Origin of the sequence: Roseibium aestuarii, assembly GCF_008477545.1 — a bacterium.
GTDB lineage: Bacteria > Pseudomonadota > Alphaproteobacteria > Rhizobiales > Stappiaceae > Roseibium > Roseibium aestuarii.
Map to the genome: position 1 here is coordinate 1,345,226 of NZ_VORA01000001.1, position 18,355 is coordinate 1,363,580.

Genomic DNA, 18,355 nt, shown 5'->3' on the forward strand with positions numbered 1-18,355 from the left:
GCGAGGGGCTCAGCCGGTCGTGCCGGTGGCCGTCAGGGCGCCATAGTGACGGGCATAGCGCTTGCCGAGCCCGGTCAGATATTCATAGTCGATGGTTTGGGCATAGGAAGCCAGATCGCTGGCCGCAACGTTGGGGCCGAGAATTTCCACAAGCGAGCCGCGGTCCAGGGTGCCCTCGGGCAGGTCCGTCACGTCAAAGGCCATCATGTCCATCGAGATGCGGCCGAAGAGGGGAACCCGCTGCCCGGCAGCAAAGCCATATCCGCCGGGTTCCGCATCCGTAGAGCCGGCGCGCCGGTGCATGCCGTCCGCATAGCCGGCCGACACCATGGCGATACGGGTCGGGCGGGTGGTGGTCCGCGCTGCCGCATAGCCCACCGTCTCGCCGGCGGGCACGTCGCGCAGGGTCATGACCCGGCCCTCGATCTTCACCACCGGCTGCATGGTGTTGGCCACCGTGTCCAGCGCCTTGCCGCCGTAGAGCGAGATGCCCGGCCGTGCCATGTCGAAATGGAAGTCGCGGCCCATCAGCACCCCAGCTGAATTGGCCATGGAGCGCGGGATATGGGCGTAAGGGGCGGTTGCCTCGCGGAAACGGGCCAGCTGATGGGCATTCATCGGGTGTTCGGGCTCGGAGCCGCAGGCCAGATGGGTCATCAGCAGCACGATCTCGAAGTCGCGGGTCGCCGCCGCATCGCTCATCACCGCGGCAAAGGCATCCGGGCGCAGACCCAGCCGGTTCATGCCCGTGTCCACGTGAATGGCTGCCGGATGGCGCGTGGCGGCCGCCCGGCAGTGGGCGGCCCAGTCCGCGATCTCCTCCATGGATCCCAGCACGGGAATCAGCCGGTTGGCACTCAGCAGCTCCGCAGTGCCCGGGAACAGACCGTTGAGGATGAAGATGCGCGCCGTTGGCACCGCGTTGCGCACCTCGATCCCTTCGGCGGGAAGCGCCACGCAGAAGGTCTCGCAGCCCGCCTCGGCCAGACGGCGGGCCGTGCGCGCCGCGCCCGTGCCATAGGCATCGGCCTTGATGGTGGCGGCACAGGACGTGCCAGAGGCGAGCAGGGACTTGAGCTGGAGCCAGTTGGCGGCAATGGCATCGGTGTCGATGGTCAGAACGCCGCCGGCGGCGGGAAGGGGAAGGGACATCTTGGAACTCTGTGCGGCTCGGGGCCAACCGTGGGAGCTGGGGCGCGCGCCAAAGGGCGCCGCCGCTTGTGATCACGAATCTAGGCCAGACGGGACCCGTATGGCCAGTGTGCCCCAAAACAAAACTGGCCCCAAGCAACCGAAATTGCTGGGGCCAGGGTCCGCCGCTTTTTTCTTGGACCGGGAGACCGGCCGAGGGGATCCGGGGATCCCTATTCCATCCGCTCGGGCAGGTAGTCGTCTTCCGCCAGATCCGAGAAGCGGGTGTACTGGCCTTCGAAGTGCAGGGCCGCCGTGCCGGTGGGGCCGTGACGCTGCTTGGCGACGATCACTTCCGCCTTGCCCTTCACCCGTTCCACCTTGTCGCGCCAGACTTCATATTCCGGCGTGCCTTCCTCCGGCTCGGTCTTCGACAGGTAGTATTCCTCGCGGTACACGAACATGACCACGTCGGCGTCCTGCTCGATCGACCCCGATTCGCGAAGGTCGGAGAGCTGGGGGCGCTTGTCGTCGCGGTTTTCCACCTGACGGGAGAGCTGGGACAGCGCGATGATCGGAACGTTCAGTTCCTTCGCCAGCGCCTTCAGGCCCGTGGTGATTTCGGTGATTTCCTGCACGCGGTTGCCGGCGGTCTTGGAGGTGCCGGAGAGCAGCTGGATATAGTCGACGATGATCAGGTCGAGGCCGCGCTGGCGCTTCAGACGGCGCGCGCGCGCCACCAGCGAGGCAATGGAAATGCCACCGGTCTGGTCCACGTGCAGCGGCACGGTCTGCATGATCTGGGCGCACGCGGCGAGCTTCTCGAACTCGGCTTCCGAGATTTCGCCGCGGCGGATCTTCGAGGAGGAGATTTCGGCCTGCTCGGAAATGATACGGGTGGCTAGCTGTTCAGCGGACATTTCCAGAGAGAAGAAACCGACCACGCCGCCGTTGACGGTCTTGATCGTTCCGTCCTGCTGTTCCTCGGCCTGATAGGCTTGCGCCACGTTATAGGCGATGTTGGTCACCAGCGAGGTCTTGCCCATGGCGGGACGACCGGCAAGCACGATCAGATCCGAATGCTGCAGGCCACCCATGAGCTTGTCGAGCGCCATGAGGCCGGTGGAAATGCCCGACAGTGCGCCTTCGCGGTGATAGGCGGCCTGAGCCATCTCGATGGTTTCGGTCAGGGCCTCGCCAAAGGCGATGAACCCGCCTTCGGAGCGGCCGGTTTCGGCCAGTTCGAAGAGGCGGCGCTCGGCATCGTCGATCTGCTGGGCCGGCGGCACGTCGATCGGCGCATCATAGGCGATGTTGACCATGTCCTCGCCGATGCGGATCAGGTTCCGGCGCATCGCCAGATCATAGATCGTGCGGCCATAGTCTTCCGCATTGATGATGGAGGCCGCATCGGCGGCCAGCCGCAGCAGGAACTGGGTGGCGCTTAGGTCGGCGATCTTCGCATCGGCCGGATAGAAGGTTTTCAGGGTGATCGGCGAGGCAGTCTTGCCGGCCCGGATGAGCTGACCGACCTTCTCGTAGATTTCCTGATGCTGGGGCACGAAGAAATGGAAGGGCTCGAGGAAGTCGGAGACCCGGTAGAAGGTCTCGTTGTTCACGAGGATCGCGCCGAGAAGCTGGCGTTCCGCCTCCGCATTGTGCGGAGCGATGCGCTGGGAGATGTCCTCCGCTTCGACCGACTGTAGCTTGCCCTTCATGACGTCCCCCGATGACCCTGGTCCATCCGTCTAACCGTAACTCCGAAGCGCTATCAAGGAATCAAAAACCTTGACTCCGATTCAGGTCGGGCGCTCGAAATCAGCGGGGATAATCATCAGGACGGCTTGACGGTGGAAAATGTGACGATCTCACGGATTTATGAGGCGAGGGTCTGAATTTCTTAATGAATTTCCGGAGGCGTCTCAGGAATTGCCAAGCCTGACTGAAAAAACAGCAGTAATTCTGACAAGGGTGATTTTTAGCAGAGTGCGATCTGCACAGAAATCTTGCAAGGACCCGGACATGCGAAAACGGCGCCCATACGGGCGCCGTTTCCTGTGTAGCTTCGTAGAACTGCGTAGGTTCTGAGAGGCTTATTCTTCGTCGGCGGCTTCTTCTTCGCCGTCGTCGCCTTCTTCGCCTTCAGTTTCTTCTTCTTCGAATTCGAAGACGTCCTGGTCCGGCGTGGAGAGGTCTTCACCGGCGGCCTGGCGCACGGCTTCGTCTTCGGAACGTGCAACGTTCACGGTGACGGTGACTTCGACTTCCGGGTGCAGGGCGATGGCAACGCTGTGCAGGCCGATGGTCTTGATCGGCGTGTTCAGTTCCACCTGGCTGCGGCCAACGGTGAAGCCGGCAGCGGTCAGGCCGTCAGCGATGTCGCGCTTGGAAACGGAACCGTAGAGCTGGCCGGTTTCGCCAGCGGAACGGACGACGATGAGGCTCTGGCCGTCGAGCTTTGCGCCCACGCCTTCGGCTTCGGTCTTGCGTTCCAGGTTGCGTGCTTCGAGCTGGGCGCGTTCGGCTTCGAACTTGGCGAGGTTCGCCTTGTTGGCGCGAAGAGCCTTGCCCTGCGGCAGCAGGAAGTTACGGGCATAGCCGTCACGGACGCGGACGGTTTCGCCCATCTGGCCGAGCTTGGCAACGCGCTCGAGAAGGATGACTTCCATGGGATTTCTCCTGGTCTGTCCCGCGGATCCGGTCAGGGATCGCGGTTAGAGGTCGCTGCCGGTCTCGCCGGCCGACCCCAGTCCTGAAAAGAGGCCCGGAGGAGTGCCCCGGGCCGCGAAAAGAGTGTGGATCGTGCTGTCCCGAAAGGGCTTAGCTGATCACGAAGGGCAGCAGGCCGAGCAGGCGGGCGCGCTTGATGGCGCGGGCCAGTTCACGCTGCTTCTTCGCGGAAACCGCGGTGATGCGGCTCGGAACGATCTTGCCGCGCTCGGAAATGTAGCGCTGCAGGAGGCGGAGGTCCTTGTAGTCGATCTTCGGTGCGTTTGCGCCGGAGAACGGGCAGGTCTTCCGACGACGGAAGAACGGACGGCGGCTCGGAAGCTGTGCAACATCAACCATTGTATCTTACTCCGCTTCTGCGCGGCGCGGGCCGCGATCGCCACCGCGTTCACCGCGGCCGCCCTTGTCACCGAAACGCTCGCCGCGGCCACCGCCACGACGGTCATCACGGTCACGCTTCTGCATCATGGCAGACTGCTCTTCGTCGTGCTCTTCGACCTTGAAGGTCATGAAGCGCAGAACGTCTTCGCTGAGGCCCATCTGGCGTTCCATTTCAGCAACAGCTGCATGGGGAGCGTTGATGTTCATCAGGGTGTAGTGAGCCTTGCGGTTCTTCTGGATGCGGTACGCGAGAGCGCGCAGACCCCAATTTTCCACCTTGCCAACAGTGCCACCGCCGTTTTCGATGACGGCCTTGTACTGTTCGACGAGGGCTTCGACCTGCTGGGCCGAAACGTCCTGGCGAGCCAGGAACACGTGCTCGTAAAGAGGCATGAGAAAAGCCTTTCCTAGGGTTTCAGACAGGATCTGGCGCAAAGCCTCCTCGCGACCCGTGGAAAGGTGACGAGAATTCTAACGAGAGCGGAGACACGGGAAGACGGGTTTGTTGGACCACCCTAACAAGCCTGATTGCTCAGGCAGGTTCTTCCGTTCAGCCTTCGGCCAAGATCCCGGACGGCCGCTTTCTACACGAGTGAGCCGGAATTGCAAGCCTTGGCTGTTAAGAAGCCAATCGTAATGGTGTTAATAAAAAAAACCGCCTAAATCGGCGGTTTTTTTTTATTTTTTAGGCGGCCTGCTTAAGCGGCTGTCGACTATTGGATAAGCAGAGCGAGCTCTGCTTAATTTTTTCAATTCCGACTTTCCTAATGGCAGCTTCGATAGCTTGCGCTATCTCGACCTCTATGGAGCTTTGAAGCATTGGCTTCTCCCTTCTCAGTGAACTTACTACCTGAGTGTTACGTCTTCGTTAGTTCTAGCCACCCGCCATGCGTGGTGGTTTTGATCTTGCGCACACCACCCAGCATTTCACCCATTGCATGAAATAGCACACGGTCCGCCGGGCTCTTCATGTGAAACTTAATCGTGTCTGCAAAGAAGTCAGAACTCTCTGCCTCGGAGAGGCGCCATATTCCGATGACCGTCTTGATCATGAGCTTGGCATAATCCGCGACTTCGCGACAGCCCAAATCATAGTGTGGGTTAATCGTCAAGTGACGCATTCTTAACACCGGGCCATTGTGGCCCTTGATCGGCTTGCAGTTTAGCTGGCAAATGCTGTGATATTCTGAGCCGTCAAAGACTGCGAACGCAGCTGCCTGCCGTTCAGGTTTTTCGCACAAGGGCTTTAAAACAGAAATGATACCCCATGCGTAATCGTCAAAATCATCATCGTATTCTTCACAGATTGCACGCCAATTCGACGCAAAATCGGTCCATGTGTGACCGGTGCTGCCTAATTTCACAAATTCCATCATACCACCCTCGGATGTTGTGTGAATAAATTGCACGCACCGCAAAGGCCGTCAAGCGCAGCGCTGTCTAGCTCCTACTACTTAAAAGTCCGGTTTGGAGGTTGCCGTAAAAATACACTCTTTCCAGTTGAACGTGGAGGCTTCGCCTACTTCGCCGACCTTCCCTAGGGAAATTCTCGCTTTTTCCCACAGTGGAGCAGGTCGGAAGGGGCTGCAGGTCTTGACAGGGCCTTGCTGTTGACCCCATAGCCTCGCGCCAAAGAGGTGGTGTCCGTGCTGTTGCAAGGCGCAGGAGCCTGCCGCAAATTCCCGGTCCGGGCCATCTGGTCCGCCGTGAGAGAACCCCAAGGAAGGCCGCGCCACATGAGCATTGCATTCACGTTCCCCGGACAGGGCAGCCAGGCTGTCGGCATGGGCAAGGCGCTCGCCGACCAGTTTTCCGAAGCGCGCGCCGTCTTTGAAGAAGTGGATGATGCGCTCGGTGAAAAGCTCTCCGATATCATGTGGAGCGGCCCCGAGGACAAGCTGACCCTCACCGCCAATGCCCAGCCGGCCCTCATGGCGGTCAGCCTGGCCACCATGCGCGTGCTGGAAGCCCGCGGCTTCGACCTCAAGGCCTCTGTCGCCTATGTGGCCGGCCATTCGCTGGGCGAATATTCCGCCCTTGCCGCTGCCGGCAGCTTCGACGTGGCCACCGCCGCCCGCCTGTTGCGCATCCGTGGCGAGGCCATGCAGACCGCCGTGCCGGTCGGGCAGGGCGCCATGGCGGCCCTTCTGGGTCTGGACTTCGACGCCGCCGACGAGATCGCCAGGGCTGCTGCCGGGGATGAAGTTTGCCAGGCCGCCAACGACAACGCTCCGGGTCAGGTGGTCGTCTCCGGCCATGTGGCAGCCGTCGAGCGCGCCATCGAGCTGGCCAAGGAAAAGGGCGCCCGCCGCGCCCTGAAGCTGCCGGTGTCCGCACCGTTCCATTGCTCTCTCATGGCGCCTGCCGCCGAAGCCATGGCCGCGGCTCTCGCCGAAGCCGCCATCAAGGACCCGATCGTACCGCTGGTCGCCAATGTGCTGGCCCGTCCGATCACCGATGCGGCGGAAGTCCGTCAGCGCCTGATCGAACAGGTCACCGGCACCGTGCGCTGGCGCGAAAGCATCACCTGGCTGGCGGCAGCCGGCGTCGACACGCTCTATGAAGTGGGCGCCGGCAAGGTGCTGACCGGCATGGTCAAGCGCATCGCCCCCGATGCCAAGGGTGTTGCCGTCAACACCGCCGATGACATCGACGCGCTCATCGCCGCATTCAACGGCTGAACCGTCAGCCCAACCCAGATCCGAGGAAGGAAACTCGACATGTTCAGCCTTGAGGGGAAATCCGCCCTTGTGACCGGTGCGACCGGTGGCATCGGTGAATCCATCGCCCGTGCCCTCCACGCCCAGGGCGCGACCGTGGTGCTCTCCGGCACCCGCGCCGAAAAGCTGGAAGCCCTGGCCGCCGATCTGGGCGAGCGGGCCTTCGTGGCCACCGCCAACCTGTCCGACCGCGCCGCAGTCGCAGCCCTTCTGCCGAAGGCCGAGGAACTGATGGGCAAGGTGGACATTCTGGTCAACAACGCCGGCATCACCCGCGACAACATCTTCATGCGCATGAAGGACGACGAGTGGGACCAGGTGCTGGAAGTCAACCTGACCTCCGGCTTCCACCTGTGCCGTGCCGCGATCAAGGGCATGATGAAGCGCCGCACCGGCCGCATCATCGGCATCACCTCGGTCGTCGGCGTCACCGGCAACCCGGGCCAGGTCAACTATGCCGCGGCCAAGGCCGGCATGATTGGCATGTACAAGTCCCTCGCACGTGAAGTCGCGAGCCGGAACATTACCGTGAACACCGTGGCGCCCGGCTTCATCGAGACCGCAATGACCGACGCCCTGAACGAGAAGCAGAAGGAAGCGATTCTGACGAGCGTTCCCGCGGGCCGTCTGGGCACCGCGAACGAGATCGCTGCCGCCTGCACCTATCTGGCCAGCGACGAAGCGGCCTACGTCACCGGCCAGACCCTCCATGTGAATGGTGGCATGGCCATGATCTGATTGGGATTTTCCCGTCAGACAAGAGCAGGGATACCGGCCGCGTCCGCGCGTCCGGAGCGGCTGGCCAAGGGGGCTAAAGTGTGATACCTAGCCGCCGATTAAGGATGGGGAAGGGAATGGGTCGCCGTGGCGGCCCGGATCTCCTCTGGACCAGTTCGAACATCGTGTGTGCCCCGGCGGGTCGAACCCGGCCGGACGGCACCGCGGCGTAGCAAACATGGGCCTTTCTATCCGACTGCAAGGTCGATAGGATGTGCTCCGGAAAAACGTGAAAACTCAAGGAAGTATAAAATGAGCGACATCGCGGACCGCGTGAAGAAGATCGTGATCGAACACCTCGGCGTCGACGCCGAGAAGGTCACCGACAACGCCTCCTTCATCGATGACCTGGGCGCAGACAGCCTCGACACCGTCGAGCTGGTCATGGCCTTCGAAGAAGAATTCGGCGTGGAAATCCCGGACGATGCTGCAGAAACCATCCTGACCGTTGGCGATGCCGTTTCCTTCCTGGAAAAGAACGCTGGCTGATTTCAGCCGGTTGAATGACTGAACGGACGGGCGGCGCGGAACCTCGATCAATCGGGGTCCTGGCGCCGCCGTCCCCAGAAGATGCAGGTCGATGAGGCGAGTAGTCGTTACCGGTTTGGGTATGGTGTCTCCGCTTGGCGGAAACGTCGATACCACTTGGAAAAACATTCTCGATGGCAAGAGCGGAGCCTCGCGGGTCGAGACCTTCGAAACCTCTGATCTGGCCTGTCAGATCGCAGCGCAGATCCCGCGCGGAGCAGCCGAGGACGGCGGGTACAATCCCGACGACTGGCTCGACGCCAAGGAGCAGCGCAAGGTCGATGACTTCATCGTCTATGCCATCGCGGCGGCTGATCAGGCCATCGCGGACAGCGGCTGGAAGCCGACTGCCTATGAAGACCAGATCCGCTCCGGCGTTCTGATCGGGTCCGGCATTGGTGGTCTCCAGGGCATTGAAACCGCTGCGCACGTGCTGGCCGAAAAGGGTCCGCGGCGCATTTCTCCCTTCTTCATTCCCGGGCGTCTGATCAACCTGGCCGGTGGCTACGTGTCCATCCGCCACGGTCTCAAGGGCCCGAACCACGCGGTCGTCACCGCCTGCTCCACCGGGGCGCACGCCATTGGCGATGCCTCCCGTCTGATCGCTTTCGGCGATGCGGACGTGATGGTGGCCGGCGGTACGGAATCGCCGATCTGCCGTCTGTCGCTGGCGGGCTTTGCCGCCTGCCGGGCTCTGTCCACCGGCTTCAACGATCAGCCTGAGCGCGCCTCGCGTCCCTATGACAAGGACCGCGACGGTTTCGTCATGGGCGAAGGTGCCGGCGTTGTCGTGCTCGAGGAATACGAGCATGCCAAGGCCCGCGGCGCCAAGATCTACGCCGAAGTGGTGGGCTACGGCCTGTCGGGCGACGCCTATCACATCACCGCGCCGTCTTCTGATGGCGACGGGGCCTATCGCTGCATGGACGCCGCGCTCAAGCGCGCCGGCATCACGGCCGCCGATGTGGACTACGTCAACGCCCATGGCACCTCCACGCCGCTCGGCGACGAGATCGAGCTTGGAGCCATCACCCGTCTGGCGGGCGATGCAGCCTCGAAGCTGACCATGTCCTCGACCAAGTCCTCCACCGGTCACCTGCTGGGGGCCGCCGGGGCCATCGAGGCCATCTTCTCGGTTCTGGCGATTCGAGACAGCGTCGCCCCGCCGACCATCAACTTGGACAATCCTTCCGTGGACACCGCCATCGATCTGGTGCCCCACAAGGCCAAGTCCATGAACATCGACGTGGCACTCTCCAACTCCTTCGGGTTTGGTGGCACCAACGCGTCGCTGGTCTTCCGCAAGGTTGCCGGGTGATCGCTCGCGCCTGACGGAAATTCAGGAAAACGCCGCCGGATCCGGGATTCGGCGGCGATCTTTTTTTCGGATGCCTTTATAAAGTCTGAGCCCAAACGGAACATGCGCGCCACGCCTCCCGGGAACGGATCCTTCCCCGGATGGTTCAGATGGCAGGCAGGCCCCGGGCCCAACGGGCAGACGCCCGCGACGATCAGCGAAGGAGCGTTTTCATGCGTATCAAGCCGAAGAGTCCGCGAGAGGCGATCCAGCCGGAAGTGGCCCCGGCGCCCCCTGCGCGGTCGCGGCATGTGCGCAATCCGATCGTCATCTTGATCAATCTGGTCATCACCGTTGCCGTGCTCACCCTTCTGGGGGGCGGGGCCGCGCTCTATTTCGGCAAGCAGGCCTTCGAGGAGCCGGGACCGCTGGGCTCCGATTCCACGGTCCTGATTTCCTCCGGCGCCGGTCTCTCCGGCATCACCGAGCGCCTTCAGGCGCAGAACGTGATCGAGGACGGCATCGTCGACGAATTGCTCTTCAATCTCGGTGTGCGCTTCTACAAGAATGCGACCCGTCTGCAGGCCGGTGAATATGCCTTCGAGGCCGGCGTCAGCATGAAGGACGTCATGGAGGCCCTCGTCTCTGGCAAGGCCGTCGTCCATCAGGTCACCATTCCCGAAGGCTGGACCACCGCGCAGATCCTGCAGCGCGTGCGCTCCCATCCGGTGCTGGTCGGCGAGATCACCGAGCTGCCCAAGGAAGGCGACCTTCTGCCGGAAACCTATGCCTTCACGCGTGGCACCACCCGCCAGAACATCATCGACCAGATGAAGGCCGCCCAGGCCAAGGTTCTGGCCGCCGCCTGGGAACGCCGCGCGCCGAACCTGCCAGTGGAAACCCCGGAAGACCTGGTGATCCTCGCCTCCATCGTGGAGAAAGAAACCGCCAAGGCCGACGAGCGCCCGCGCATTGCCGGTGTCTTCGTCAACCGGCTGGAGAAGGGCATGCGCCTTCAGTCCGACCCGACCATCCTCTATGGCCTTTATGGCGGTGAAGCCTGGCTGCAGGACCGGTCCGCGATCAAGCAGTCGGAGCTGAAGAAGGAAAACGCCTACAACACCTATCAGATCGATGCTCTGCCGCCGGGGCCGATCGGCAACCCGGGCCGGGCCTCTCTGGAGGCCGTCGCCAACCCCTCGCGCACGAAGGATCTCTACTTCGTGGCCGATGGCACCGGCGGTCACATCTTCGCGGAAACCTACGAGCAGCATCAGGCGAATGTCGCCAAGTGGCGCAAGCTCGAGAAGGAACAGCGCGAGAAGGAAAAGGCGGCCACGCCGGCGCCGTCCAACTGACGGGGGTCCGTCGGCTCTTGTGAGGGAAGGAACGGGAAGACATGACAGTGGCCAGCATGACGGGCTTTGCCCGGGTTCAGGGCGCAAGCGGCGTGGTCCGCTGGACATGGGAACTGCGTTCCGTCAACGGCAAGAACCTGGACCTGCGCATCCGCATCCCCAACGGTCTCGACACGCTGGAACAGAAGATCCGCGAGCGCTGTGCCGCCGTGCTCAAGCGGGGCAATGTCTCCGTCGGCCTGTCCATGCAGCGCGACCAGTCGGCCACCAGCTTCACCGTCAACGAGACCGCTCTCGAGGCCGTTCTGAAGGCCGTTGCCCTGCTGCGCGAGCGCGCCCCCGATCTGGCCCCTGCCACCATGGACGGCATCCTTGGCCAGAGCGGCATCCTGACCGTCAATGACGCAGAGGATGACGAGGAAACCCGGGCGGCGATGATGGCGGAGCTGACGGCGACCCTCGATCAGGCTCTGGCCGAGCTCTCCGCCATGCGCGCCACCGAAGGCACGGCCGTCGGCGCGCTGATCACCGGTCAGATCGACCGGATCGCCGAACTCACCGCGGCCGCCGAAACCCTTCCGGCCCGTCAGCCCGAGGCCATCCGGGCCCGTCTGGCCGCGCAGGTGGCCGAACTGCTTGATGCCGGGGCCGGGGCGCTCGATCCCCAGCGCCTGCATCAGGAAGCGGTCCTGCTGGCCACCAAGGCCGACATCCGCGAGGAACTCGACCGGCTGACCGCCCATGTGGCGGCCGTGCGCGATCTCATGCGCTCGGGCGGGGCCATCGGCCGCCGCCTCGATTTCCTCGCCCAGGAATTCAACCGGGAAGCCAATACCCTGTGCTCGAAGTCGAATGACGTCGACCTGACCGCCATCGGCCTGGAGCTGAAGGCGGTGATCGACCAGATGCGCGAGCAGATCCAGAATCTGGAGTAACACCAATGTCCGACGTTCCCCCCATGCCGAAGGGTACGCTTGTCACCGCCGATCAGGCGGAAGCACAGCGCCGCGGCCTGATGCTGGTCCTGTCCTCGCCCTCGGGCGCGGGCAAGTCGACCATCGCCCGCATGCTGCTCGAGCGCGAGAAGGGGCTGGAACTCTCCATCTCCGTCACCACCCGTCCGCGCCGCTCCTACGAGGAGGATGGCGTCCACTACCACTTCGTCAGCCAGGAGCGCTTCTTCGAGATGCGCGAAGCGGGCGAACTGCTGGAATGGGCGGAAGTGCACGGCAACTACTATGCGACGCCGCGCGCCCCCGTGGAGGCCGCGATCCAGAGCGGCCGCGACATCCTCTTCGACATCGACATCAAGGGCACGTTCCAGCTCTATGAGAAGATGCGTCCGGACGTGGTCTCGATCTTCGTCCTGCCGCCCTCCATCGAGGACATGAAGAAGCGTCTGCGTGGGCGCGGCGAGGATGCGGATGACGTGATCCTGCGCCGGATGGAAACCGCCGTCGGCGAAATGCGCCACTGGGTCAACTACGACTACGTGGTGGTGAACGAGGTGCTCGACCGGGCCTATGAGGCCGTGCGCGCCATCCTGCGCGCCGAACGCCACAAGCAGGCCCGCTCCGCCGCCATCGGCCCCTTCATCGACGGCATGGTCGAAGACCTCCAGGACGCCCTGAAGGGATAATCAGCCCGAGCGTCTGCGGGTGAGGTCTGGATCCTCGGCACTGGGCCGAGGATGACGAACGCGGTGAGGTTTGCGGGAAAACCGGGCCTCTGCGGGGAGGGGATGGCGCGCCACGCCGCCCCCTCACGCGTGGCGGTGGCTTACAGGCCGTCGGCGGCGAAGGCGTTGGCGAGGCGGACAAAGCCGGCCACATCCACTTCCTCGGCCCGGGACGTCGGATCGAGGCCTGCAGCCTCGATATAGGGCTCCGCCGGCTTGGCCAGCATCTTCAGGCTTGCGCGCAGCATCTTGCGGCGCTGGCCGAAGGCGGCGGCCGTCACCTTGGCGAGCTGCTTCAGCTCGCAGGGCAGGGGCTCGGCCCGCGGCGTCAGATGCACCACCGTGGAGGTCACTTTCGGCGGCGGGGTGAAGGCCTTGGGGTTCAGGTCGAAGAGCTGTCCCGCATGGGTGCGCCAGCCGGCCAGCACACCCAGCCGGCCATAGTGGTCCGTGCCCGGAGCAGCAGTGATCCGCTCGCCCACTTCCTTCTGGAACATCAGCGTCAGGGACGACCAGAAGGGCGGCCATTCCGGCGTGGTGATCCAGTTGATGAGCAGCTGGGTGCCCACGTTATAGGGCAGGTTGGCGACGATCTTGATCTCCTCGCCGGGCGCCAGTGCCTGCGGGTCGATCTCCAGGGCATCCCCCTCGATCACCTCCAGCCGCCCGTCATAATGGGCGGAGACTTCGGCAAGGGCGGGCAGGCAGCGGCGGTCCTTCTCGATGGCAATGACCCGCTTCGCGCCGGCGGCCAGCAGGCCGCGGGTCAGGCCGCCCGGCCCTGGTCCCACCTCGATGACGGTGCAATTGGTCAGGTCGCCGGCGGAGCGGGCGATGCGCGAGGTGAGGTTCAGGTCCAGCAGGAAGTTCTGCCCCAGAGACTTGCGGGCATCCAGTCCGTAGGTGGCGATGACCTCCCGCAAGGGGGGCAGATCGTCGATTTGAGCCATGAAGGGCAGATCCTGAAAACAAGTCCAAAGGGCGGAGCCTGAAACCCCAGTCTGGAACCGAGGCCTGCAGGCACGTCGCGGGCCTAGACCCTCGGCAGCGTCAGGTCAAGAGCGATGGCGCCAGAGGGCTCGGGTGCAAGGGGCTGCGGGGCGCTCCGGAATGGCGGGTCACAATGCGTCCGGGTTGCCCAGAATGGCCGCCATGCGCAGCGCGGCGATGAAGCTGTCCGGCTTGGCCTTGCCCGTGCCCGCAATGCCATAGGCCGTGCCGTGATCGGGCGACGTGCGCACGAAGGGCAGGCCCAGCGTCACGTTCACCGCGTCATCGAAGCCGAGCGTCTTCGCGGGCACCAGCACCTGATCGTGATACATGCCGATGGCGCAGTCATAGGTCTCCCGCGCCCGGGCATGGAACATGGTGTCGGCGGGCAGGGGGCCGAAGGCGTCGATCCCCTCCGCCTGAAGCCGGGCGACGGCCGGGGCGATCACGTCCCGGTCTTCCGTGCCCATGGTGCCATTCTCGCCCGCATGCGGGTTCAGGCCGCAGAGCGCAAGGCGCGGGGCGGGAAGACCGAACCGCTGGCGCAGGTCACCGGCGACGATCCGCACGGTCTCCACGATCAGCTCTTCGGTCAGGGCAGAGGGCACGTCCTTGAGCGCGATGTGGATCGTTACCGGCACGACCATCAGGTCCGGTCCGGCGATCATCATCACCGGCTTTACGGGCCTGTCCGGCTGCCAGTAGCGCTCGGCCAGGGCGCCGAGGAATTCCGTGTGGCCCGGGTGATCGAAGCCGGCGCTGTAGAGATTGGCCTTGTTGATCGGATTGGTCAGGATGGCGATGGCCCGCCCGTCGCGCACATCGGTCACGCAGGCCTCGATGGAGCGGATCACGTCCTGCGCCGTGGCGGAGGTCTCCTCGCCCGGCCGGTCCTCGATCGCATGGGTGCCCGTGACAACGGGAAGGGCACGGCCGAAGGTCGCAACAGCGTCCTCGGGTTCCACCATCTGGATCGGAACGCTCAGGCCCAGCCGCTGGGCCCGGTGGGCCAGCAGCCCCGGATCCGCGCGCAGATAGAAGGGCGGCAGGGACTGGTCCTTGCGGGCAGCCCAGGCCATGAGCGCGACATCGGGACCGATGCCGGCGGGCTCTCCCATGGTGACGGCAACGGGCATCTTCGGCTGGGACATGGGAAGGATCCCGATCAGCGATCGACGATGGTGGCGCGGCGGCGCAGATCCATCAGGTAGCGGCGGGCCAGCTTCTCGCCTTCCTGCTCGCGCAGCTGGTTTTCCATCTCGGTGCGGGCGGCGATATCGGACTTGATCTCGCGCTTCTCGCAGACCGCAATCATCTCGAAGCCGCGCGGCGAGGCTTCCGGGGCCGTCAGACGGCCGACTTCGGTCTTGTCGATGGCGCCGCGCAGATCTTCCGGAATCTCGGTCTCGAGGCGACGGCCGATGGGCATCACCACCACTTCCTTGTACGATCCGAGAACCGTGGCACTCGCGTCACATCCGTTGAAGGCCGCGCGGATCGCATCGCTCTCGCGCTTGCGCTGGGACTTGAAGCCGCCTCCGGCATTCTTCGGCACGACGACGACCACGCGCTTCAGGTCATATTCGACGCTGGTCTGCTTGTCCTTCATGTCGGACTTGCGCAGGGCCGCGATGACGTCGCTGTCGTTGATGTCGACGCTGGCGGAGAACCGGCGGCGCACAACCTGCGACCAGGCGATCTGCGCCTTCAGACGGTCCTTCAGGGTCTGCGGGTCGACGCCGCCCTGACGCAGGGCCTGACCGAGCTGGGCCGGCGACAGCTTCACGTTGCGTGCGATAGAGCCGAAGGCGTTGTCCACGTCCGCCTGGCTGACGGAAATGCCCAGACGGCTGGCTTCGGCCAGCTTGATCGTGTCGTCGATCAGCTCCTGCTCGGCCAGACGCTTGGCGGTAGCGCCCTGCTTGCGCTGTGTGAGCTGCAGCAGCTTGGCGCGCTGGTTCACGTCATAGGTGGTGATCGCCTGATCATTGACCACCACGGCGATGGAGGTCTGGGCCAGCACGGGAGCAGCGGCAATCGGCGCGCCCAGCAGGCTGATCGCCAGAAGGAGGGGAGTGAGTGCCGGCCGCTTGAAAGTCATGGGAACCCTGATCTTGTCCTGTCGTGGGCCGGCGCGCATGTCGCTGGCCCCGTGGTCTCGAAAATCCTGTTTCGGGATCTTGCACAGTTCCCGAGCTCATTTCAAATCTTGCGCCCGGACCGGTCTGCGGGGCCGGTGGCGGGCTGGGGCGCTTCGCAGCGCCGACCTGCAAGTCCTGCCTCTCCACCATGTCTCAAATAAGGCGATGGCCGGCGGCCGCTCCGGCCGCAATGCGGACGGCCGTCGGCTCAGTTGGTGCCGGAGGAGAACTGGGTGTTGCCGATGGTTCTCAGACCAAGCCGCAGATAAATGGTGCGGTCGGTCTGCTCGCTGCTGTCGCTCCGGTCTTCGCCATAGGAGACGGACATGGAGAAGCCCTCGTCGTCATAACCCAGACCGATGCCGTTCTGCACGATGTCCTTGTTCTCCAGATCATAGCGCAGGTGACCGAAGATGCGCCAGTTTTCCTCCAGCCGCAGGCTGGTGGAGCCGACGATTTCCTCGCGCGGGTCGTTGATGCCAAGGTTCGGCTGGGCGCCGAGGAAGGCATAGGCAACCGATGAGACAACCGGCCCATAGGTCGCCGCAGCCTGAGCCTGCAGGCGGCGGACGCGGAAGTCCTCGTCGTCGAGCCGGGCCTGGGCGCCGAAGCGGACCCCGTACTGGGTGTCCATGTACATGCTGGTCACATAGTCGGACTGACCGGTCGCCAGACCCGAATCCTGCGTCGAACCCAGGATGTCGGTTGTGGTATAGGAGTTCTCGCCGGCAATGTGATAGGAGCGGCCGATCAGGGCGCTCAGATACTGGCCGTTGTCGAACTGCAGCTTGTAGCGCAGGCCGGTGTTGACCCGGCTGCCGCCTTCCGCCCGGTCAAAGCCGGAGAACTTGTCCCAGTCAAAGAGGGTGGTGCTGTCGAAGACGATGCTCTGGGCATCCTCGTTCGGCAGCTCGCCGATGCTCGCCTCGTCTGGGCGCACGATCACCTGGGCGATGGGTTCGATGATCTGGTTGCCGCCGGTGAAGCCGACGAGCCAGGGATAGCGGTACTCGAGGCCGGCAGCCGGCATGGCGCGGCCGACGAAGCTGTCGCTGGTGAGCGCGCCCACGTCATTGTCGGCGGACGCGATGAAGAACAGGTCGCCGCGGGCATAGGCAAAGGGCGTGAACACCTGACCCAGCGGGTCGATGAAGCTGCGGCGCCAGTTGGCTTCGCCGGACAGGCGCGAGAAGGTGCCGTCGATGCCGCGGAACCGGTCGGTGGTCGTGCCGGTGGGGCGGAAGGCGTCGGTCTCGGCGCGGGTCAGCGAGGTGAAGTTGGCGGTGGTCGAGAACTCGCCGCCGAAGATCGGATCCTCGAACACGTGATCATAGTCGATCACGGGCATGACGAAGGGCTGCTTGTCCTGGAGCGAGGAGCCGACGGACGAGAACAGCGCCGGGGTCGCGTTGTTTCCGGTGGAGACGTAGTCTTCCTGGCTGAGCGAGAAGGAATAGGCGCGCACGCTCAGACCGTTGCGGTCCGTGCTGCCCTCCAGATAGATCTCGGACGTCTCGTTGTCGTTGCCGAGCATGGTCATGTCGTAGTCGCTCAGGACCCGACGGTCGCTCTTGACGGTGATATCCCAGCCGTATTCCCAGTTCGGCGACAGGCTGAACGTGCCGGTCGTGTTAATCGCGCCGCGCCAGCGCGTGTCACCGCTGGTGCCGACGAATTCACCCGGACGTCCCTGGAAGATGCCGGCACCGGAGAACGTGTACTGGCCGTTCGCGAGCCGGTGGCGGAACTGGGCGCTTCCCAGCACGCCCTGCTTGCTCAGCGGGGTCAGCGAGGTGGTCAGGTCGTAATGGGGATCGAGCGCCCAGTAATAGGGCAGGGTGACGCCGTATCCCAGCTTGTCGTTGAAGACGCCCGACGGGATCAGGAACCCGGACTTCCGCTTCACGGTCGGATCCGGCATCGACAGATAGGGCAGGTAGGCGATCGGCTGGCCGAAGAACTCGAACGAGGCATCCTCGTAATAGATCATCTGTTCCTGCTGGTCATGGATGATCTTGGCGGCACGAATGCGCCAGAGCGGCGGCTTTTCCGGATGCGGCGTCTCGCGGGTGTAGACCGTGTAGAGACCGTTCTCGATGGTGGTCGTGTTGCCCTGTGTCCGCGTCGCCTTTTCGGCGAGGAAGCGGGTGCGCTCGGGCGTGTCGATCTGCAGCGCGTTGGCAAAGCCTTCGGCGAAGTCTTCCGACAGGGTCAGCTCGCGGCTCTGCACCACGTTGCCGCCCGGCTCCACCATCACCACGTTGCCGCGTGCCGTCAGCGTGCCCACGCCCCGGTCGAAGACCAGCTGGTCCGCATCAAGCGTGTAGCCTGCGTAATAAACCTGCACGCGGCCGGAGGCGACGATCACGTCCCGGTCGAAATCATAGGTGACCTGCGCGGCTTCGAGCAGCAGCTGCTCGTCTTCGGCCGCGATGTTCTGAACAAGGTTCGGGTTCAGGCCGGACTGGGCGCGCGCGGCATCGAGCGTTCCGCCTGCCAGCAGCACGGCAAGGCACAGACCGCTGGCGCCGAGCATCAGGCTCGCGCGCAGGCGCGAGGATCCTGCGCCCGCGGGAGCATCGCTCCGCCGGCCGGTCAGCGCCACGTCAGATCGGGAGTTACAA

The 18,355-nt window shown here is 64.0% G+C and carries 17 protein-coding genes; 7 read left to right on the top strand and 10 right to left on the bottom strand.

The features are described 5' to 3' along the window. Positions 1 to 9: 9 nt before the first annotated feature. From alr to FR728_RS05780, 6 genes are all read right to left on the bottom strand, one after another. Positions 10 to 1,152: an alanine racemase gene (alr, locus tag FR728_RS05755; RefSeq protein WP_149891640.1), complete on the bottom strand. Its 1,143-nt coding sequence runs from the start codon at positions 1,150 to 1,152 to the stop codon at positions 10 to 12. A 212-nt stretch (positions 1,153 to 1,364) separates the two neighbouring features. Next, complete coding sequence (locus tag FR728_RS05760) at positions 1,365 to 2,849, bottom strand: replicative DNA helicase (protein ID WP_149891641.1); 1,485 nt, start codon at positions 2,847 to 2,849, stop codon at positions 1,365 to 1,367. 375 nt (positions 2,850 to 3,224) lie between these two features. After that, on the bottom strand, positions 3,225 to 3,800 hold the full coding sequence (rplI, locus tag FR728_RS05765) for a 50S ribosomal protein L9 (RefSeq protein WP_149891642.1): 576 nt from the start codon (positions 3,798 to 3,800) through the stop codon (positions 3,225 to 3,227). A gap of 151 nt (positions 3,801 to 3,951) precedes the next feature. After that, entirely contained in the window at positions 3,952 to 4,200 is a 249-nt protein-coding gene (gene rpsR / locus FR728_RS05770) for a 30S ribosomal protein S18 (protein ID WP_149891643.1), read from the bottom strand. Between the two features lie 6 nt (positions 4,201 to 4,206). Next, positions 4,207 to 4,635: a 30S ribosomal protein S6 gene (gene rpsF, locus FR728_RS05775; protein ID WP_149892231.1), complete on the bottom strand. Its 429-nt coding sequence runs from the start codon at positions 4,633 to 4,635 to the stop codon at positions 4,207 to 4,209. Between the two features lie 464 nt (positions 4,636 to 5,099). Then, complete coding sequence (locus FR728_RS05780) at positions 5,100 to 5,618, bottom strand: hypothetical protein (RefSeq protein ID WP_149891644.1); 519 nt, start codon at positions 5,616 to 5,618, stop codon at positions 5,100 to 5,102. Positions 5,619 to 5,978: 360 nt separating this feature from the next. On the opposite strand from FR728_RS05780, the gene fabD reads away from it, so the two are divergent. The 7 genes from fabD (at position 5,979) to gmk (ending at position 12,561) form a co-directional block, all read left to right on the top strand. Next, the gene (gene fabD / locus FR728_RS05785) at positions 5,979 to 6,923 is read left to right on the top strand and encodes an ACP S-malonyltransferase (RefSeq protein ID WP_149891645.1); all 945 of its coding nucleotides are present in this window, start codon (positions 5,979 to 5,981) and stop codon (positions 6,921 to 6,923) included. A 39-nt stretch (positions 6,924 to 6,962) separates the two neighbouring features. After that, the gene (gene fabG / locus FR728_RS05790; protein WP_149891646.1) at positions 6,963 to 7,700 is read left to right on the top strand and encodes a 3-oxoacyl-[acyl-carrier-protein] reductase; all 738 of its coding nucleotides are present in this window, start codon (positions 6,963 to 6,965) and stop codon (positions 7,698 to 7,700) included. A gap of 291 nt (positions 7,701 to 7,991) precedes the next feature. Next, on the top strand, positions 7,992 to 8,228 hold the full coding sequence (locus FR728_RS05795) for an acyl carrier protein (RefSeq protein ID WP_149891647.1): 237 nt from the start codon (positions 7,992 to 7,994) through the stop codon (positions 8,226 to 8,228). 91 nt (positions 8,229 to 8,319) lie between these two features. Further along, the gene (gene fabF / locus FR728_RS05800) at positions 8,320 to 9,585 is read left to right on the top strand and encodes a beta-ketoacyl-ACP synthase II (RefSeq protein WP_149891648.1); all 1,266 of its coding nucleotides are present in this window, start codon (positions 8,320 to 8,322) and stop codon (positions 9,583 to 9,585) included. A gap of 212 nt (positions 9,586 to 9,797) precedes the next feature. Beyond that, complete coding sequence (mltG, locus tag FR728_RS05805; RefSeq protein WP_149891649.1) at positions 9,798 to 10,922, top strand: endolytic transglycosylase MltG; 1,125 nt, start codon at positions 9,798 to 9,800, stop codon at positions 10,920 to 10,922. Positions 10,923 to 10,963: 41 nt separating this feature from the next. Further along, positions 10,964 to 11,857 (top strand): YicC/YloC family endoribonuclease, encoded by an 894-nt coding sequence (locus FR728_RS05810; protein ID WP_149891650.1) that lies wholly within the window; start codon positions 10,964 to 10,966, stop codon positions 11,855 to 11,857. Positions 11,858 to 11,862: 5 nt separating this feature from the next. Next, a complete protein-coding gene (gmk, locus tag FR728_RS05815) occupies positions 11,863 to 12,561 on the top strand; it encodes a guanylate kinase (RefSeq protein WP_244304388.1) in 699 nt (232 codons plus the stop codon). A gap of 140 nt (positions 12,562 to 12,701) precedes the next feature. Here the strand turns inward: gmk and rsmA are convergent, their stop codons facing one another. From rsmA to FR728_RS05835, 4 genes are all read right to left on the bottom strand, one after another. Next, a complete protein-coding gene (gene rsmA / locus FR728_RS05820) occupies positions 12,702 to 13,550 on the bottom strand; it encodes a 16S rRNA (adenine(1518)-N(6)/adenine(1519)-N(6))-dimethyltransferase RsmA (RefSeq protein ID WP_149891651.1) in 849 nt (282 codons plus the stop codon). Between the two features lie 168 nt (positions 13,551 to 13,718). Continuing rightward, on the bottom strand, positions 13,719 to 14,741 hold the full coding sequence (pdxA, locus tag FR728_RS05825; RefSeq protein WP_149891652.1) for a 4-hydroxythreonine-4-phosphate dehydrogenase PdxA: 1,023 nt from the start codon (positions 14,739 to 14,741) through the stop codon (positions 13,719 to 13,721). A 14-nt stretch (positions 14,742 to 14,755) separates the two neighbouring features. Then, the gene (locus FR728_RS05830) at positions 14,756 to 15,691 is read right to left on the bottom strand and encodes a peptidylprolyl isomerase (protein WP_149891653.1); all 936 of its coding nucleotides are present in this window, start codon (positions 15,689 to 15,691) and stop codon (positions 14,756 to 14,758) included. Positions 15,692 to 15,939: 248 nt separating this feature from the next. After that, positions 15,940 to 18,336, bottom strand: coding sequence for an LPS-assembly protein LptD (locus FR728_RS05835; RefSeq protein WP_208998668.1), 2,397 nt, complete (start codon positions 18,334 to 18,336; stop codon positions 15,940 to 15,942). Between the last annotated feature and the right edge of the window lie 19 nt (positions 18,337 to 18,355).

What these genes read in the sequence shown, in the direction of transcription:
- FR728_RS05810 (WP_149891650.1), top strand. Translation starts at nt 10,964, where the DNA reads ATGACAGTGGCCAGCATGACGGGCTTTGCCCGGGTTCAGGGCGCAAGC.
- FR728_RS05760 (WP_149891641.1), bottom strand. Translation starts at nt 2,849, where the DNA reads ATGAAGGGCAAGCTACAGTCGGTCGAAGCGGAGGACATCTCCCAGCGC.
- pdxA (WP_149891652.1), bottom strand. Translation starts at nt 14,741, where the DNA reads ATGTCCCAGCCGAAGATGCCCGTTGCCGTCACCATGGGAGAGCCCGCC.
- fabF (WP_149891648.1), top strand. Translation starts at nt 8,320, where the DNA reads ATGAGGCGAGTAGTCGTTACCGGTTTGGGTATGGTGTCTCCGCTTGGC.
- FR728_RS05795 (WP_149891647.1), top strand. Translation starts at nt 7,992, where the DNA reads ATGAGCGACATCGCGGACCGCGTGAAGAAGATCGTGATCGAACACCTC.
- FR728_RS05780 (WP_149891644.1), bottom strand. Translation starts at nt 5,618, where the DNA reads ATGATGGAATTTGTGAAATTAGGCAGCACCGGTCACACATGGACCGAT.
- rsmA (WP_149891651.1), bottom strand. Translation starts at nt 13,550, where the DNA reads ATGGCTCAAATCGACGATCTGCCCCCCTTGCGGGAGGTCATCGCCACC.
- fabD (WP_149891645.1), top strand. Translation starts at nt 5,979, where the DNA reads ATGAGCATTGCATTCACGTTCCCCGGACAGGGCAGCCAGGCTGTCGGC.
- rpsF (WP_149892231.1), bottom strand. Translation starts at nt 4,635, where the DNA reads ATGCCTCTTTACGAGCACGTGTTCCTGGCTCGCCAGGACGTTTCGGCC.
- rplI (WP_149891642.1), bottom strand. Translation starts at nt 3,800, where the DNA reads ATGGAAGTCATCCTTCTCGAGCGCGTTGCCAAGCTCGGCCAGATGGGC.
- mltG (WP_149891649.1), top strand. Translation starts at nt 9,798, where the DNA reads ATGCGTATCAAGCCGAAGAGTCCGCGAGAGGCGATCCAGCCGGAAGTG.
- FR728_RS05830 (WP_149891653.1), bottom strand. Translation starts at nt 15,691, where the DNA reads ATGACTTTCAAGCGGCCGGCACTCACTCCCCTCCTTCTGGCGATCAGC.
- rpsR (WP_149891643.1), bottom strand. Translation starts at nt 4,200, where the DNA reads ATGGTTGATGTTGCACAGCTTCCGAGCCGCCGTCCGTTCTTCCGTCGT.
- fabG (WP_149891646.1), top strand. Translation starts at nt 6,963, where the DNA reads ATGTTCAGCCTTGAGGGGAAATCCGCCCTTGTGACCGGTGCGACCGGT.
- gmk (WP_244304388.1), top strand. Translation starts at nt 11,863, where the DNA reads ATGTCCGACGTTCCCCCCATGCCGAAGGGTACGCTTGTCACCGCCGAT.
- alr (WP_149891640.1), bottom strand. Translation starts at nt 1,152, where the DNA reads ATGTCCCTTCCCCTTCCCGCCGCCGGCGGCGTTCTGACCATCGACACC.